The sequence below is a fragment of the Gammaproteobacteria bacterium genome (genome assembly GCA_019748175.1).
Classification (GTDB): Bacteria; Pseudomonadota; Gammaproteobacteria; order JAIEPX01; family JAIEPX01; genus JAIEPX01.
The window spans coordinates 116,842-134,390 of the sequence record JAIEPX010000002.1; the positions used below are offsets into that span (position 1 = coordinate 116,842).

The 17,549-nt window shown below is 40.0% G+C and carries 15 protein-coding genes; 7 read left to right on the top strand and 8 right to left on the bottom strand.

All coding sequences use genetic code 11. From position 1 onward, the window contains the following. The first annotated feature begins 2 nt into the window (after positions 1-2). From lpdA to K2X50_00815, 5 genes are all read left to right on the top strand, one after another. A complete protein-coding gene (gene lpdA / locus K2X50_00795) occupies positions 3-1,427 on the top strand; it encodes a dihydrolipoyl dehydrogenase (protein MBX9585770.1) in 1,425 nt (474 codons plus the stop codon). A gap of 129 nt (positions 1,428-1,556) precedes the next feature. Next, positions 1,557-3,257: a serine protease gene (locus K2X50_00800; protein MBX9585771.1), complete on the top strand. Its 1,701-nt coding sequence runs from the start codon at positions 1,557-1,559 to the stop codon at positions 3,255-3,257. 233 nt (positions 3,258-3,490) lie between these two features. Further along, a complete protein-coding gene (locus tag K2X50_00805; GenBank protein MBX9585772.1) occupies positions 3,491-3,733 on the top strand; it encodes a type II toxin-antitoxin system Phd/YefM family antitoxin in 243 nt (80 codons plus the stop codon). Continuing rightward, complete coding sequence (locus tag K2X50_00810) at positions 3,726-4,139, top strand: type II toxin-antitoxin system VapC family toxin (GenBank protein ID MBX9585773.1); 414 nt, start codon at positions 3,726-3,728, stop codon at positions 4,137-4,139. The genes K2X50_00805 and K2X50_00810 overlap by 8 nt, the downstream gene beginning before the upstream one ends. A 30-nt stretch (positions 4,140-4,169) precedes the next feature. Further along, positions 4,170-4,979: a methyltransferase domain-containing protein gene (locus K2X50_00815; GenBank protein MBX9585774.1), complete on the top strand. Its 810-nt coding sequence runs from the start codon at positions 4,170-4,172 to the stop codon at positions 4,977-4,979. Positions 4,980-5,025: 46 nt separating this feature from the next. Here the strand turns inward: K2X50_00815 and K2X50_00820 are convergent, their stop codons facing one another. From K2X50_00820 to dxs, 3 genes are all read right to left on the bottom strand, one after another. Continuing rightward, positions 5,026-5,985 carry a hypothetical protein gene (locus tag K2X50_00820; protein ID MBX9585775.1) on the bottom strand — a complete coding sequence of 320 codons (960 nt, stop codon included), beginning with the start codon at positions 5,983-5,985 and terminating at the stop codon, positions 5,026-5,028. A 139-nt stretch (positions 5,986-6,124) separates the two neighbouring features. After that, positions 6,125-6,835, bottom strand: coding sequence for a ComF family protein (locus K2X50_00825; protein ID MBX9585776.1), 711 nt, complete (start codon positions 6,833-6,835; stop codon positions 6,125-6,127). A gap of 23 nt (positions 6,836-6,858) precedes the next feature. After that, a complete protein-coding gene (gene dxs, locus K2X50_00830) occupies positions 6,859-8,808 on the bottom strand; it encodes a 1-deoxy-D-xylulose-5-phosphate synthase (GenBank protein ID MBX9585777.1) in 1,950 nt (649 codons plus the stop codon). Between the two features lie 221 nt (positions 8,809-9,029). On the opposite strand from dxs, the gene K2X50_00835 reads away from it, so the two are divergent. Next, on the top strand, positions 9,030-10,049 hold the full coding sequence (locus K2X50_00835) for a guanosine monophosphate reductase (protein MBX9585778.1): 1,020 nt from the start codon (positions 9,030-9,032) through the stop codon (positions 10,047-10,049). 126 nt (positions 10,050-10,175) lie between these two features. Beyond that, positions 10,176-14,021, top strand: coding sequence for an ankyrin repeat domain-containing protein (locus K2X50_00840; GenBank protein MBX9585779.1), 3,846 nt, complete (start codon positions 10,176-10,178; stop codon positions 14,019-14,021). Between the two features lie 91 nt (positions 14,022-14,112). Here K2X50_00840 and K2X50_00845 read toward each other — a convergent pair whose 3' ends face one another. The 5 genes from K2X50_00845 to rocD all read right to left on the bottom strand — a co-directional run bounded on the left by K2X50_00845 (position 14,113) and on the right by rocD (position 17,524). Continuing rightward, positions 14,113-14,685, bottom strand: a complete 573-nt coding sequence (locus tag K2X50_00845) for a hypothetical protein (GenBank protein MBX9585780.1) — start codon at positions 14,683-14,685, stop codon at positions 14,113-14,115. A 9-nt stretch (positions 14,686-14,694) separates the two neighbouring features. Next, on the bottom strand, positions 14,695-15,540 hold the full coding sequence (locus K2X50_00850) for a polyprenyl synthetase family protein (GenBank protein MBX9585781.1): 846 nt from the start codon (positions 15,538-15,540) through the stop codon (positions 14,695-14,697). A gap of 8 nt (positions 15,541-15,548) precedes the next feature. Continuing rightward, a complete protein-coding gene (locus K2X50_00855; protein ID MBX9585782.1) occupies positions 15,549-15,791 on the bottom strand; it encodes an exodeoxyribonuclease VII small subunit in 243 nt (80 codons plus the stop codon). 229 nt (positions 15,792-16,020) lie between these two features. Beyond that, complete coding sequence (locus K2X50_00860) at positions 16,021-16,194, bottom strand: hypothetical protein (GenBank protein MBX9585783.1); 174 nt, start codon at positions 16,192-16,194, stop codon at positions 16,021-16,023. A gap of 121 nt (positions 16,195-16,315) precedes the next feature. Beyond that, complete coding sequence (rocD, locus tag K2X50_00865) at positions 16,316-17,524, bottom strand: ornithine--oxo-acid transaminase (GenBank protein MBX9585784.1); 1,209 nt, start codon at positions 17,522-17,524, stop codon at positions 16,316-16,318. Positions 17,525-17,549: the final 25 nt, after the last annotated feature.

Consider the following 17,549-nt stretch of genomic DNA (forward strand, 5'->3'; position numbering starts at 1 on the left):
ATATGCCTGCAAGTAACACAATAAATGCTGATCTCGTTGTATTAGGTGCTGGACCGGGAGGTTATTCAGCAGCCTATCGTGCTGCAGATTTATTTAAAGAAGAAGGATCTGGAAAAACTGTTGTCATGATCGATGATGGTGAAGCATTAGGTGGTGTTTGTTTAAATGTTGGCTGTATACCTTCGAAAGCCTATCTGCATATCGCAAAAGTATTAACAGAAACGCAAGAAATGGCTGCGCATGGAATTGATTTTGGTAAGCCAAAAATTGATGCTGACAAGTTAAGAGCCTGGAAAAACAGTGTTGTTAAGCGATTAACTGGCGGGCTTGATATGCTCGCAAAAAAACGAAAGGTCACTGTTGTTCAAGGGACGGGTAAATTTATTAGCCCCACTGAAATTGAAGTCATTAAAGGTTCAGAGAAAACTATTGTAAAATTTTCACAATGCATTATTGCGGCGGGTTCACGGCCGATTAATTTACCTTTTATGCCTCAAGATAAGCGAGTTATTGACTCAACGGGTGCGCTCGAATTACCTGAATTGAATTGCAAGTTGTTAATTTTGGGCGGTGGAATTATCGGATTAGAAATGGGTACTGTGTATGAAGCATTGGGTGCTGAAGTGCATGTTGTAGAATTAATGGATCAATTAATGCCCGGTGCAGATAAAGATCTTGTAGCACCTTTACACAAACGCATGGAAAAACGCTTCAAGAGCATAATGCTCGAAACCAAAGTAACTGCAGTTGAAGCGAAAAAAGATGGATTGTATGTAACATTTGAAGGTAAAAACGCTCCGGATCAACCGCAAAAATTCGATTATATTTTACAATCAGTTGGGCGTCGTCCTAATAGCGATCAATTATCACTGGATAAAGCAGGCGTTTCTGTTGATCAGCGAGGATTTATCACCGTTGATAATCAACAGCGCACGAACGTCGCCAATATTTTTGCTATCGGTGATATCGTTGGTAATCCGATGCTCGCACATAAAGCGGTGCCCGAAGGACATCTTGCTGCTGAAGTCATCGCCGGCAAAAAACATATTTTCGATCCAAAAACTATTCCTTCCGTTGCGTACACTGATCCCGAAGTGGCGTGGGCAGGACTAACTGAAACTGAAGCAAAAGCTAAAGGCATTAAATATGCTAAAGGTGTATTCCCTTGGCTTGCGAATGGTCGCTCACTCAGTATGGGGCGTAGCGAAGGGCTTACTAAATTATTATTTGATCCAGATACCAAACGTATTTTGGGTGGTGGCATAACGGGTACTAATGCAGGTGATTTGATTTGTGAAGTTGCTCTTGCCATTGAAATGGGTTGTGATGCTGAAGATATTGCGCTCACTATTCATCCTCATCCAACGCTGGGTGAAACAATAATGTTAGCAGCAGAAGTTTTTGAAGGTACTGTGACCGATTTGTAATGTAATTTTTAATTATCATTATGAGTTAAAATAGCAGTGATTGAAAAGCATCGCTTATGACCGCGTGTGCTAGGGAATATAATTCACACTGAGTTGAGGTAATATTTTATAAATCTAAGCGAGGTCCAAATGAAGTACAAACCGCTTACCGATGAAGAGTTTGAAGAGCTTCAGAGACAACCCCAGATACCTAGCGATATTGTTGCGGGTGATTTCTTTGATAGTGGTCCCGCGCCTTACAATGGTTTAGTCGAATCCGTTGCTAATGAAGATCCTCAGACATATTCAGAAGTTAATGATAATGTTATCGCTGAAATCGTATATGACTACAAGAGATCCGTTGGGCGAATCTTTACAGAAAGCATTTCGAATCTTGGCACGGGATTTTTAATAAATTCAGTTGCAATTCTCGTTTCAAAGCATGCCATTATTGACGTAGTAGATTTAGAAACCGGAGAATTTGCTGAACCCGTATATATTGTCTTTCCTACTGAGGATGGTCTAGAAAAATCCGTGAAGATCATTGGCTGTTTAGAAGATGGGTCTATACCCAGTGACGGAGTACCTGCTTTCGACTATGCGATATTAAAGTTATCTGAACCAGTTGAAGCACCAGTACTGCCACTAATACATCACGATGCACCTGACGCAGACAAGCAGCCTTTTGGCAATTTATGGACATTGCATTATCCTGATGGCGAAGACCTCCAAAGGCTTTCCATTGGTGAGAGTGGTGGTGGCGAGCAACATAAATTAATAGCAGATTATGTAATGGCGACATCACATTGTAGTAGTGGTGCTCCTATAATAGATATTAATGGCTTTGTTCTTGGGCTTCACAGGGGTGTAATGAATTTCCAAGGTTATCGATTTGGCGAACTTTTACACACAATATACGCAGACAACACCTCATCGATACTCAAAGAAATATCGATAAATCCCTTATTAGAGCTAAAACAGTTTCCCCCGGTTCGTATTTCTCCATGCTTGCCACCGTTACGTGATGATGAAACCCTGCACGGTTTCTTTCATGACCCAAATGATCCATCAAAACTCTATCATGTAGGACGTCATATAGGCAGTAAGGACTTTGTTGGAATCGAAATGGACGAAGCAAAAAAATTGAACGAAAAACAAACCAGGGATGCAAGCTTCGTTGTCGGTGTTGATAAACATTTAGTCAAAGAATACAACGGCGTTCATGTCACTAATCCGATACCAATGAAAACGAATGGCACTCAAAAGATAAGACTTGATAATGCTTGGCTCGATAGGTGTCATCGTATATCCGCAGAAGATATTCAGGAAAATATTTGCGAAGCAATAAATGTTGAAAACAAAGAAAATTTGTGTGACTTTGCTGAACTCCTATATCAGTCTGATGAAAACGCAGAAGCGAAGGCCGAGTGTGATACTGCCATAGAACTTATAAAAACGATGTTTGAATTGCAAGATGAAGAAAAATGGATTGATAGAACAAAAGCAGCGAATGAGCTTTACAAGCACATGTTTCGCGCCAATTATAATCTTTCATTCGGCCATAAATCTACGAACAGTGGCATCGGTCAGCAGTTAGATTTAAATTTCCAATATGATTCTGAAGATGAAAGTTATAAGCTCACTCCTCGGAGTCGTCGCATCTCTGAAAACGCACATAAATTTAAATTTACAGCGCCGAAAATTGTAGGTGATGAAGTGTATTCGTCGCATGTAATTGATGCTCATGCACCTAACAAACACGATTTCAAGAATCCAGATAAGGGGAGCCATCGTACTATTCAGTTAGAAGAGATAGAAGAGAATGATCGAGAATTGATTGCCAAAATATAATAACAGCAGCATATTAATAGTCAGGCTGGATCAATTTTAGGGTTGACAACATTACCAAGCCTCGAACATGACCCAAAAATTCGATTTGTGTACAAATAATATATAGATTATTTTCTTGTTGGGTATAGTATTCAGGCAAAGAATCTTGTTTGTATGGCAGTACCAAGATATTGCTTTTCTTCTCGGGATAAACTATAATATGACCATATTAGGTGACCACTTTGGAGATTATGATGTTAAATACGGCCCATGAGATTTCTGCAACGGAATTCAAAGCAACCTGCTTAAAGGTGATGGATCAAGTTCATGATAAACATATAGAGTATGTTATTACAAAACATGGTAAGCCTATTGCTATGATTATACCCGTGCCTGAGAGTGAAACTGCAGAGATATTCGGTTGTATGGCAAATACAGCCACCATTCATGGAGATATAATATCTCCAATCAAAGATGAGTGGGAAGCGAATGAATAATCTATTATTAGATACACATATTTGGTTATGGTTAGTACTGGGTGACAAGCAATTAAAAAAGTCATCCATTTCATCAATTAAAAAGGCATCTAAAAATCACACAATTTATGTGTCAGCAATATCGATGTGGGAAATTGCCATGTTGGAACATAACAAACGGATATCGCTGGGTTGTCCTATTGATGAATGGCTTCACCGAGCTCTAAGTGCTCCAGGAATTAGTTTAGCTTCATTGTCTCCTGAGATAGTTATGGATAGTGTAAAAATGCCTAATCATTTTCACAAAGACCCAGCAGATAGAATTATTGTTGCAACAGCACGTGTGATGAACTTGACCTTACTAACTCGGGATGAGCGTATTTTAAAGTACAGTAATCAAGGTTACGTTAACACTATTAATGGTTAAATTACTCATTGCTATATCATGGTGTGTAAAATGAAATTAGATCAAGTACATGTACTTAAACAGCGTAAATATTCAAAAACAACCTATGATCAAGCGGCGATTGTGCAGCGTGAAATTTTTAATCGTTTGATTGAACGATTGGAATATATGTTGATAAAACCAGAAGATGTACTTAATTTGGGTGCGGCGTCAAAATATGGTGAGGAATTGTTGCAAGAGCTTTACCCACACGCCAAAATTATTACTATTGATATTCTTGAATATTTGTCTTCTGAAAATAGTGTTTTGCCATTACCAGATCATTCTCAACAGCTCATTGTCTGTAATTTATTATTTCATTGGGTGAATGATCCGCAAAAATTATTACAAGAAATTGCACGTGTTTTAGATCCTAAAGGTGTCCTGTTGTTGACCTCTATGGGTGTTGATACTTTGAAGGAATGTCGCGAAGCTTTTGCACAGGTTGATAATTTCCCTCATGTTCATGATTTTCCTGATATGCATGATGTGGGTGACTTAATGTTACAGACAGGATTCGTGGATCCCGTTGTGGATGTGCAAACGCTGACTGTTAATTATAAAAGTGTGCAGCAATTATTTCAGGATCTGCGGGATACGGGATCAACCAATGCTCATTGTGATCGTCCTCGAGGGCTAATGGGAAAAAATCAATGGAATAAAATGCTTGCTGCTTACGAAACAATGAAAAATGAAAATTCGTATCCAGGGACCTACGAAATTATTTACGGACATGCATGGGGAGTGCGTACTCAACAAAAACAAAATGGAGAGACGAGTATTTCACTATCTGCGATCGAAAAAATGCTGGGTTCTGACTAACCAAAGCACAGTCCAAAAAAAAGGTGCTATCATTTTGGCTAATGTATTAGCCTGTAATTGATGGCGATGCACAATGTGGAGGTTCTAAGTCCCATGCTTTTGAAACATCCAAGATCGCTTTAGCGGCTTCTGGATTAGCGTCGGACGATTTCGTGATTTCAGGCAATATAATTCCGCCAACTGAGATTGAGAGTAAGCCAAAAACAAATGCTATAAAGCCAGCGGAGTAGACTGCACTAGCGGTGTTTATTGACGCGGTTACACCAATCATTGTACAGACGCTTAGAGCAAAACCAGGCACTGTTGCACAAGCTACAAGTCCGCCTAGTAGGGTAAGACCGGCAACTGCTAACAGTGTCCCTAAAATAATAAAGAACATGCCATTTATTCCATCATTCTCTAATAATTTTCCGAGTTCTGCGAGTTTACGAGTGATTTCATCTTTTGAAAGTGGTTTTGTCGACTTCTCTGCTTTAGCATTTGCTAAATGTGCATTAAGTGCGCCAGTAAGAAGATCCATCACTTCAATTGCCACGAGTGCATTTTTACGAGTAATGTTATTTGGCATTTTGAGTTTTTGTGGTAATTGATGCAGAGCTTTTAAAAGTTCTTGGTTTGTAGTTTCTAGGGTTGGATTGAGAGATTGTAATTGATGTTTAACGAGTATGTCTCTAGATTGTGATATAAGAATATCATTGAATTTGCTAAATTGTTCTGTGCCCTCTTCTAAATCGTTTTGTTCAGTGAACAGCGCAGCCAATTCTTTAGATGCTTCGTATTCGCGTTTATTTCTTTCTTCTACTGATTCCCATTGGTTTGTAATTGGATTTACTCTGCAAGCAGTAGAAGTAGGCAATGCAGTGCTGAGAGTTGTTTTATCTTCAGGCGCTAGATTGGCGACCAAACTTTGAAGCGCAGACAGTTTTTGATCGTATTCTTTTTTTAAGTCATCATTAGATTTTTTACTGTCAAAAAAAGCACCGGAATATTCTGTTGTTTTATACATTATTAATAACCTCATATTTTACGTAGTCTAACTATTTTCTTATAGCAGGGATACTACCTTCTGTACCTCATCAAGTCAAGCAAATATGCTAGATTTTTAGGGTAAAGCTCACTGAATTTGCCTGTTGGCGCCACTCACATTAGACCCTGGCTGCACACCAAACACTCACCCTTTCCACCCCATTCGCCTTAAAAATGTGAGCCAGGCCGCCTACTGTAGCTCCTGTGGTCATCACATCATCGATGATTGCAACATGCTGAGCTTCAATCGGTTTGTTGATGCTGAAAGCATCTACAATATTTGACCGTCGAAATTCAGCAGACGTTTTGCTTTGAGGGGTTGTATAACGAATCCGTTTGCAGAGATTTATGTCTATCGGTATTTGTATGAGATTAGAAATATGTTCTGCGATCAAAGTGGCTTGATTATAGCCTCGTTGACGTAAACGTTTTGGATGAAGTGGAACAGGAATCAGCAGTGTCGGTAAGTCATATGAAGAATGCTGAGCAATAACTCGTTCAGCAATTAACTCAGCGAATAAACGTGTGGCAGAAAGATTATTATAGAACTTCATTTTTGTGATCAAGCTGATAATTTCCCCTTGATATATTAAAGGGGCAAGAGTGGTATCATAACTCGGTGGGCGCTTCAGACATTCTCCACAATACAACGGCTCATTGTGTGCAATATTCAGTGGTTTTGCGCATTGATAACAGCTAGCCAATAGCCAAGGTAAAGTAGTCCAACAATGCTCACAAATATCTTTTCCCGTGTCGCTTTTTTTATTGCACAGCAAACAATGGTTGGGAAATACACTGTTGAATAAGGATTTTAATAAATGATTTATCATGGTGCAGTTATAGCAGAACTGCGTCAGTCAAAAAATACCGTATTTTTAATTTTGGCCTCGCGTTCCTGTATAGCGCTCAAAATACCTTCGGCATTTAATCCGCAATTGGCGAGAAGGAGATCAGGATCACCGTGTTCGATGAATGTATCGGGTAGTCCTAGATTTAAAATAGAAATTTTCATATTTTCCGCAGCGAGAAATTCATTAATTGCACTGCCCGCACCGCCCATGACGGCATTTTCTTCGACAGTCACAATTAAAGAATGGGTTTTGGCAATTTGCAGAATAGTTTCTTCATCAAGAGGTTTTACAAAACGCATATTCACTACCGTAGCGTTGAGTTCTTTTCCTGCAGTCAGAGAAGGCGTTACCATGCTGCCAAATGCCAGTATCGCAATTTTTTCACCGTGTAAAAGCGTTTCTGATTTGCCTACTTCTAACATTGTCATGGTAAATTGGATGGGTGCACCAGTACCGCTGCCACGAGGATAGCGCACAGCTGCGGGCCCTGGATATTGATAAGCAGTGTAGAGCATTTGTCGGCATTCATTTTCGTTGCTCGGTGCCATAATGATCATATTAGGAATGCATCGTAAAAAACTTAAATCAAAACTACCGGCATGAGTAGGGCCATCTGGGCCGACTAAGCCTGCACGATCAATTGCAAATGTCACATCCAAATTTTGCAGCGCTACATCATGTATTAATTGATCGTAAGCGCGCTGCAAAAAAGTGGAATAAATTGCAACCACAGGTTTTAATCCTTCACAGGCTAATCCTGCAGCCAATGTAACTGAATGTTGTTCAGCAATTCCTACATCGCAATATTGTTCGGGAAAACGTTGATGAAATTCAACCATGCCTGAGCCTTCCCTCATTGCCGGTGTGATGGCATACAAGCGTTTATCATCATGGGCGATGTCACATAAAAATTGTCCGAAAATATCTGAATAAGTGAAACGTTTATTCGTCAGATTTTCAACGGGAATTGTAGAAGAAAAATTAGTTGATAATGTGGATTCTTTTAATTGATCATCTGCTTTGTTTTCTGTTTTGTGAAAACCAGGTTTTACAGCGTGATATTTTATAGGATCTGTTTCCGCAGCTTCGTACCCTTTTCCTTTTGTTGTGACAACATGCAACAAACGAGGTCCAGTCAGCTCATGTATATTTCGTAAGGTAGGAATTAAACTGTCTAAATCATGTCCGTCAATAGGACCAAAATAGTGAATGCCTAATTCTTCAAATAATGTACCTGGTGTTATCATACCTTTTAAATGCGTTTCAGTGCGTTTCACTAATGTTTTCATTGGTGGCATCATATTCAGTACTTTCTTGCTGTTTTCTCTGAAAGAGGTGTACGTTTTTCCGGTTAAGATTCGAGTGAGATAATTTGTGAGCGCACCAACATTATGAGAAATGGACATGTCGTTGTCATTGAGAATGATTAATAAATTGGCGTCTACACTTCCTGCGTGATTCAACGCTTCAAATGCCATGCCACCTGTCAGGCCTCCGTCACCGATGATAGCAACACCTTGATTAGGGCTTCCGGCAATTTTTGAAGCAATCGCCATACCCAAAGCAGCGCTAATGGATGTGCTGGAATGTCCTACGCCGAACGTGTCATATTCGCTTTCTGAACGTTTAGGGAAAGGGGAAAGGCCTTGGTATTGTTTGATCGTGTTAAGGCGATCACGACGCCCGGTGAGTACTTTATGTCCATATGCCTGGTGACCCACATCCCAGACCAATTTGTCATCGGGGGTATTAAATACATAATGTAGGGCAATGGTTAGTTCGACTGTTCCAAGACTGCCCGCGAAATGTCCCCCGCATTGATTAAGCGAGTTAATGAGGTACAAACGCAGTTCATCCGCCAGAGCGGGGAGATCCTCCACTGGCAGAGTGCGTAAATCGTGGGGGGTGTCCACCCGCGATAATATCGGATACAGTGCATTATTGTCGTTCATGGCCGTATAATCCACTTTTAGGGCGAATCTTGCAAGTTTTGGATCATCCTCGATTCAGTGCATTAGGACCTCGTAGTAGGTTCCAACTGCAGAATCTAGGATTATATGTAGAGCCAGGTTTTAGAGGTGAACCAATCTAGATTGTTTTGCTGTATCAAGTCTGGATAAAGCCGGTGCATTTCTTTATAATCACATTTTTTAGGAACAAGGTCACTACTATGATACAACACTCCGCCATCACCTTTGATGATGTTCTATTAATCCCCGCTTACAACCACTATGAATCTCGACGTTTAGTCGATATTTCGATGAAAGATAGAACTGGAAAGCTCACGCTTAAATTGCCAGTAATTACTTCTAATATGGACACCATCACCGAAGATAAAATGGCTAATTTTATGGGATCTAAAGGAGGGATGGGAGCATTGCATCGATTTATGTCTGTCGATGACAACATTAAAGTATTTAAGGCCTGTGAATTTCCGACCTTTGTTTCAATCGGTTGTACAAAGGCAGATTTGGACCGTGCGGCCGCTTTAAGAGATGTGGGAGCGGAGTACTTTTGTATAGACGTTGCACATGCTCATGCAAAATATGTAGGGCAAACCTTGAAAAATTTGCGCAGCCTGTTGCCTAATGGATGTTTAATGGCAGGTAATGTGGCCACTTATGCGGGTGCTGATTATTTAGCCTCTTGTGGCGCGGATTTGATTAAGGTTGGCATAGGTGGTGGTTCAGTGTGTTCAACTCGCATTAAAACAGGCTTTGGTGTGCCCATGCTTTCTTGTATTCAAGATTGTGCGCGTACAGATCGGTCGATTGTTGCAGATGGTGGAATTAGAACCGCCGGTGATATTGTAAAAGCATTGGCTTTTGGTGCCGATTTTGTGATGTTAGGGGGGCTATTTGCGGGAACTCGACCTACTCCAGGGTCTGTTATAGAAAAATCAGATGGCAAAAAAGTAAAACAATATCGAGGTATGGCATCGCGAGAAGCTCAAGAAGATTTTATGGGCGAAATGAATGATTGGAAAACAGCGGAAGGAGTTGCCACCGAAGTTCCGTATCGTGAGGATGAAGATGCCATTATTGCCGATATTGTTGGTGGATTACGTTCTGGTCTCACCTATGGCGGTTCTAATACAATTTCTGAATTACAACGTAAACTCAATTATATGGTGGTGAGTCAGGCTTCACGCATCGAAAGTTTGCCTCATAAAACATTGAACACCGAGAAATAATTTGCCTCGGATAGAATTCTTTGCCCTATTATTTTCCATAGTAGGCCATGAAGACGTTAAATGTCACTGAGAGTGCGCAAAAGATTAGAGAAACTATACTGTACCTACCCATAGTAGAGAAGCGTTGTGGTCGATAATATTATAGAAGTGCTGAATGGGTGCCTAAGCCAAATAGTGGGGGCAAAAGCTGCCGATTCCGACAAAGTAGGTATCATTCGCAGACTCATCAGTAAATCAATAGAATATATTGGCACGGATGTCATTTTTGATGGTGAGCAAGTCACTTTAATGTGGTGTCATGTCATCCCCTATCTGAGCACACACACTCCTGAGGGCGACCATTTATACTCCCATATTACCACTATTTTTTCGGCAAATTCTGTTCGTCATTTCGGCTCTGGTGATCTTGTTTGCAAAGTCGTATTTAAAGAACAATGTGATTATTCAAGTGCATTTTTTGATTTTCTCAATCATATTCTGCCACTGCAAGAGACAACATACCCTCAATTGTTCTTTGATGAAGTGCTGCTGACGACTGAGCAGTATTTTTTTTGGAATCAGTATACAATGGATTCAACTGGAAAATTATCTAGTTGGTGTATTGAAGATTCTTTATTAAAAACATTGCGGGCGGATGAATTTGATTTTAGCTATCAATTTATCTTGGGAATTATACCAGGTGAGAATGAAAGTAGACGTCTTCATAATCTTCGCCCTAATAATCGACAGCCCTACACGATCACTCCTGAAGGTTGTGTCATCCCGAGAGTTCATAAAAAACCATTGTATCAGCCTGAAGAGAAAAAATGTTTTTCGCAAGCGCAGTCTTGTACGCTTATTGATGATGATGGGTTAAGCTCCGCTTTCGGTTTTTCTAAAAGTAGAAATACAAAACTTTATGGGATAATAACAAGTCCTCAAGATGCTTTGATTACACGGCTAATGCTTGAAGATTCTGGGACTGTGGTGCGACTCTTTGACCATGAAGATGAGAAATCCGCAATGTCTAGTCGAGCGTATAATGCGTATGTAAAAAATGAATTTTATCCAATACAAAAACTGGCTGAATTTAAGGCTAGAAACAAAATTGCGAGGTTGAGTAGTAGCAAAACAAATGAAGTTCTCGCTCGCTTACGGTTCAACCCTTACCGCACTGTAGTGAGCATTTGTTCTGAATCACTAGAAGCTAGATTATTAGCCTGCAATTTTGCGCAGGAATTATTAGATCACTATAAAGCCTATGCAGTAAAGAAAGGCGTTAAGGTAAATCCTCATTTTAAAATACCTATTATTTTTTATATTCCAAAATCAAAAAACAATGATATTGATACAGAGAAGCGCCCTAAATATCAAGTAAAATTGTATACCGATGAAATGCGAAAAAAAGATCGAGAACAAGCGTTACAAAGATATCAAGATATTCGTTTTAGCCAAGGTTTTAAGTCTCAGGACTACGAGCTTCTCTTGGAATTGCCAGAAGATGCCATAAGTTCGTTATTTTTGGAAGAGTGTGTGATATTGCCTCTTCAAATGATAAATAAGGGCTATGTGCGTATGTTGTCACGCTTATTGCGAGTTACACGCAACAGCAGTGTTAATATAAATGATTCTGAAAAACTGAGTGTATGCGATGAGATGGTCCGTCTTCTAGTAAAAAAAGATCTAGTTAAAAAAAATGATCCGGTGATTTCAAAATTGATATGTGCTGAAGAATTTGATCTGGCTGAGCGGTTTATCGCTGCCACAAACTCGGACAAAATGTCCTTGCAACTCAATAATGCTGATTTAGCTCAGATTGTAATAAAGACGGGTAATCCTCGACATTTAAGCTACTTCGGTCTTGATACTTTTCTACTTTATGCAGCTAATTTTGGTTCATGGGTAGTCGTTAATCTTTGCCTAAAAGAGTACCCAGTGCTGAGTCCGGTCCTATTAGGAAGCTTATTGGTCATCGCATGTCGATCGGGAGAGTTAGTTACTGCTAAGTATTTACTAAAGATGGGCGCAGATACCGCTCGAAAAGATGGAGGCTCTCCCATTATGTTTGCCGTAAATCATGAATTGGTGATGCTTTTCACGGATTATCCTACCGATGCAGAGGATAAATCTGATTACGGGTACGCACTGTTGCAAGCACTGAGCCAGGGGGACTTTGGAGTTGCGAAATTATTATTACAAGCCGGTGCAAAGCCAAATTGGCGCAGGCATTATAAGAAATCATATGCGCTGCACTCTACACTCTGGTATGTCATAGAAAGAGACGATAATACTTTGTTGCCCCAATTGATCGAGCATGAAAAAAGCTATCACGATCAGTTTTCATTTGCGCGATACGCACTTGCTCTAACTCTTGCGCATGAAAAAGGCAATCAGGAGGCTGTATTATTACTCGAAGCAAATTTTCCTGATGTTACGTTGATTGATCCTGCGAATATAGCAGTGAGCGTCTGCCGACGGGTGTTGGAGCTCTTGGTGGTTGGTAAAAATCAAATGGCTGAGAAAATCTTGCTCAAATATTGTTACGAGTACCAATTGCTTGCACAGCCAATCGATCAGAAAAGCTCTTCAACTAGATTAATGATGGGTTTATTTAATTACAGACCATTAGCTAAAAATCATGATGATTTCACCGCTGCCTTACTGATCATAATGCCATATTTTATCGAGATCGCACAATCGCTTTCCTTTGCATATAAGGCTATTTTTCCGCCGATTGTTAAGTGGCTGTTGGAGTGTAGAGAGCCATCTTTGTTTCGCTATATCACGGATTTATCTGGTTTTGATCTGAGCGAAGATTCTCTATATAGCCAGGATGATTTTATTGTTAATCATATCCTGCAAGATTTGACTTTAAGTACCAGACGTCTTATCTATAATGGTAATATTAGAGATAGTGTGTTCAAAATGATTTTTGATAAACTATCATGCGATACTGTTTCTTTAGTTCAAGAAATCGTTAGGCTTAATTTTACTATGCCTGATACTACAATGTTTGAGAGTAGGCCAACTCACATGATAGACTTTTTTATGAACCGCCTTGAATGGGTGGTGGCATGGAAAAATGCGTTAGATAAAGAATTCAGTTGCGCATTGAGTGTAGAAAGTCCTTCTAAATCACTATTACTGTATGAGCTTGGGCCCACCGTATCTGAGGAATTGGTGGTACCATTATTCAAGCATGCATTTTCAAATAAGCGTATGGATATCGTTCTTAATTTGGTCAATAACCCTTCATATGATCAGCAAGTTAAAGAAAAAATCGCTCTTGCTGCATTAGAATCGTGCCAATCAGATACAGAAATTCTCGCAATGATGGAAAATAATATAGAGCTGACAGCGGAACATGTGAGAAAAGCGGCTATCATTTCCAGGAAAAACCTCCTGTTAGAATTTCTCGATAGAATTGATAAAAACAAATATGCTACTCCTGAGTATCATTGGAGCTTTTATACGGCGTTTCACTTCTATGCTTTTGGGGATTTAGTCGTCGAAAAAAAATTAATTGGCTGCCTAGGCACTACCTTGATAAGGCATTTTACACTCATTTGCTTGTTAATTGCGTTGCAAGCAACGGCTACTTTTCAGAGCAATAAAGAAAGATGGCCTAATGTCGCCAGTTTTTTTGATGAAAATAAATTGAGCCGATACATAATTTCCCTTTTCGACAGTCATGATAAAGTGAGCGAATATCATGAAAAGTTGCTCAGTGTTCTCAATGATTATTTCGTTGATGTGGCTACTGTGCCTAAAGCAGAGATTACCCTGAACACCTATAAAAAAATACTAGGGATTGTTAAAGGCGAATTGGGTATAGATGCGATTCGTTTTAAGGTCGGTTCGCCACTTCAGTTCCAAGTGCCCAATCGAGTTTATCGCACGATGAAGCGACTTGATCAGCTGCTGAGCAAAAGCGAGCTGCCTCCGATAAATATGGAAGTGGAAATGGCAAGGGCGTCGCGTTTTGAGTTGTGAGAGGATTCTCAAAATTGATATTAGGTGAATAGACACTCTAATTCAGGCTTAAAGTTGTGTTTAGCTCCATTATTCAAACGGGACTATGTTGTTAATCGCCTTCCCACCAGCTGAAGGTAAAGTCTTTAAATCTTTTTCCTGCAATCGTTAAATTACCTCTGAGGATAATCTGATCAGCATCTAGGGTATTGTTAGTCTGAATCATCGAAAGCTTCTTAATATCCAGCGTGCCTTTGAAGGTCACGCGCCCAACTTGCTTGTTCATTCCACTGAAAGTTATCGTATTGCCTTTGATGCTGTAGGTGGAGGGCAGAACACGGGGCTGGTTGGAGTACGCTTCGCCTATTTCGGTCTGAATCCGTTTGCTGCTTAAATCCTCAAAAATAAACATTACTGGCGCATAAGTTGTAGAGCGGTTCTTGCCGGATTCCCATGATTTGAGCTCATGCAAATCTCCTACGCTGAGATTGTGGAGCTGGAACTTGCCGATCTTAATCTTCTGTTTGGGGAGGTAGTATCCTGAAATATCAACTGTGTTGTCGTGACTGAAATCACGGAACGCTGAAACAATTGGAGTTTGTGGCTGGGCAGCAAAGGTTGCAGTCGTAACTACAACGAGAGTAACCGCCAATAAAAATGCGAAAAGATTTATTTTTGAAAACATACGACACCTTTAGTTTTTTCGATTAGTGATGGTGAGAAAAATCGCTTCTAATTCTGGCATTGAAGGAATCAGTGAAGATAGATGACTGTGAATTATTTCGTTAAGATCTTTTAGTAAATGATGAGCTTTTTCAAGGCCAAGTGAGGAAACAAAGCAAGGTTGATTTGTTTCCGTATTTTCCTCTCGATAGTCAAAGATATCATCCTGAATCTGATACGCTAATCCAAGATGTTCCGCAAATTCGGAGAGTTGATTAAATAATGATGGGTCGCATTCTGGTGAAGAGAGTGCGCCCAACTGAATGCTCGCTACAATTAAAGCGCCGGTTTTTAAGTGATGAATATTTTTTATTTCATCATGAGATAATGTTTTATTGATAGCAATTAAATCTAAACTTTGTCCGCCCACCATGCCACGAGATCCGGAGGCTTTTGCTAAAACTTGAATCATTTTTAATTGATGTGGTCCATTGCTTTCACTCAGAATTTCAAAGGCCAAACTTTGCAAGGCATCACCCACTAAAATTGCAGTGGCTTCATCGAAAGCTTTGTGACAACTGGGTTGGCCACGGCGCATATCGTCGTTATCCATCGCAGGAAGGTCGTCGTGCACCAGTGAGTAAGCGTGAATTAATTCTACCGCACACGCAGCAAGATCAAGTTGTGTTAGCGGAGCGTTTAATCCATCACCTGTTGCATAAACGAGAAGTGGCCGAATGCGTTTCCCACCCAATTGTGTTGCGTAACGCATGGCGCGATGTAGGTGTTGTGGATTTTCATCGACTGCAGGGAGAATTTCATCGAGTCGTTTATTGATTCGTTCGATTCGATTTTGGCTGAAATTAGTGTGCTGCATGGATGTGATCAATCGTCATTTTTTTGTTCGTACGGTTCTAGAGATTCTTTACCATTTTTTTCGGTGAGTACACTAATTTTTTGTTCAGCTTCTTGTAAGGCTTGTTGACATTGACGAGTCAGTTGAATGCCTCGTTCAAAATGTTTGAGAGCATCTTCAAGGCTGACATCGCCTGATTCCATTTTGTTGACCAGTTGATTCAGCTCGTCGAGAGCATCTTCGAATTTAAAAGGTTTATCTGATTTTGCCATAGAATTTCCGCCAGTTATCATGATATTAGATCTTAACATCTAGCCTAACTGAGTCAAGTGGACTGTCACCTAGTGGTACATAATAAATAGCCCACACTTTATGATCATAGTATCAAAACACGGGATCAATTTTTTGATGGTCAACAATCTGGTTAATTAGATATTCACCATTTAATTATTTAATTGTGAATATTATTGCTTAATTTTGATATCGATCTAGAGAGGTCTATCACAACTCAAGACGCGACGCCGTCGCTGTTGGAGGGGCATCCATGCTAGAATCATCAGCGGATGCTTGTTGACGGTGGTATTCATCGTACAGAGTTTTGGCTGCTGGGAAGTTATTTTCGACCAGGTATTCTTTCACTTTTTCCTGCAATGGCTCTGGTAAATCAGCAAACATGTTTTATCCCCGTGTTATTTTTCAGTCTATACAATCCCGCTAACGGTTTAATTTTACCAAATTTTATGGGCAAAGGCTGTCGGACTTAGCTCATAAGTTTGTAGGAAATTGTCCATACCTGTTAGGGAGTGAGCTGGATAATCGTTTTTTGCATGATCTGGGCGACTTCATCAATTTGATCGGAAGTTATGATTAGGGGGGGAGCGAGTCGAACCACGGTTTCATGGGTTTCTTTGCTGAGGAGCCCATTTTCCAAGAGCGCAAGACAGACATCGCGTGCTGCATGATATTTTGGATCTATTTCAATCCCAATTAATAGTCCTTTTCCGCGAATATCTTTAATGATTGGAGAGTTGATTTGCTTTAAATGTTGCATTAATCGATCGCCCATTGCTGCCGAATTTTCTGAAAATTTTTCTTCTACAATAATATTCAGCGCGGTCAGACCAATATTCGCTGAGAGTTCGTTGCCACCAAAAGTACTGCCATGATCGCCCGGATTGAAAACGTCAAGAATATTTTTGTTGGCTAAAAATAATGAGACGGGCAACATTCCGCCACCCAGTGCTTTGCCTAAAAGTATTCCATCAGGTTGAACATTTTCATGCTGACAAGCTAGCAATTTACCTGTGCGCCCAAGTCCGGTTTGTATTTCATCGCAAATCATGAGCACGTTGTTTTCACGACAAATTTTTGCGCATTCTGCGAGATAGCCTGCAGGCGGAACAATAATTCCTGCTTCGCCTTGAATAGGCTCAACGAGAAAAGCCGCAGTATTTTTGTTAATCGCTTTTTCAAGCGATTTTGGATCACCATAAGGAATTAATTTAAATCCCGGAGTGAGTGGGCCAAAGTGTTCGTAATATTGTGGTTCTGAAGAGAAACTAATGATGGTGGTTGTTCGGCCGTGAAAATTATTGTTACAGACAATGATTTCAGCTTTATTGTCAGGAACACCTTTTACAGTATAAGCCCATTTTCGTACTGCTTTAATCGCAACTTCGACCGCTTCTGCGCCTGAATTAAGTGGGCATCCACCAAAATAGTTCGTAAGTTCGCAGGCTCGCTGCAAAAATTTTCCTAAAGTGGGTGAATAAAACGCGCGTGAAGTAAGTGTTAATTGTTCTACTTGCTGTTGAATTTTTTCAACCAATTTTGGATGGCAGTGGCCATGTGATAATGCGGAATAAGCACTCATACAATCGATATATTTTTTTCCCTCTTCATCCCAAACGTGAATACCTTTTCCTTTTGTAATAACAACAGGTAGTGGTTTATAATAATTCGCTCCGTAATGTTTTTCTTTGTTGATTGTTTCGTTTGTGCTCATGATTTTCTGCTCCTTAATTAAATAA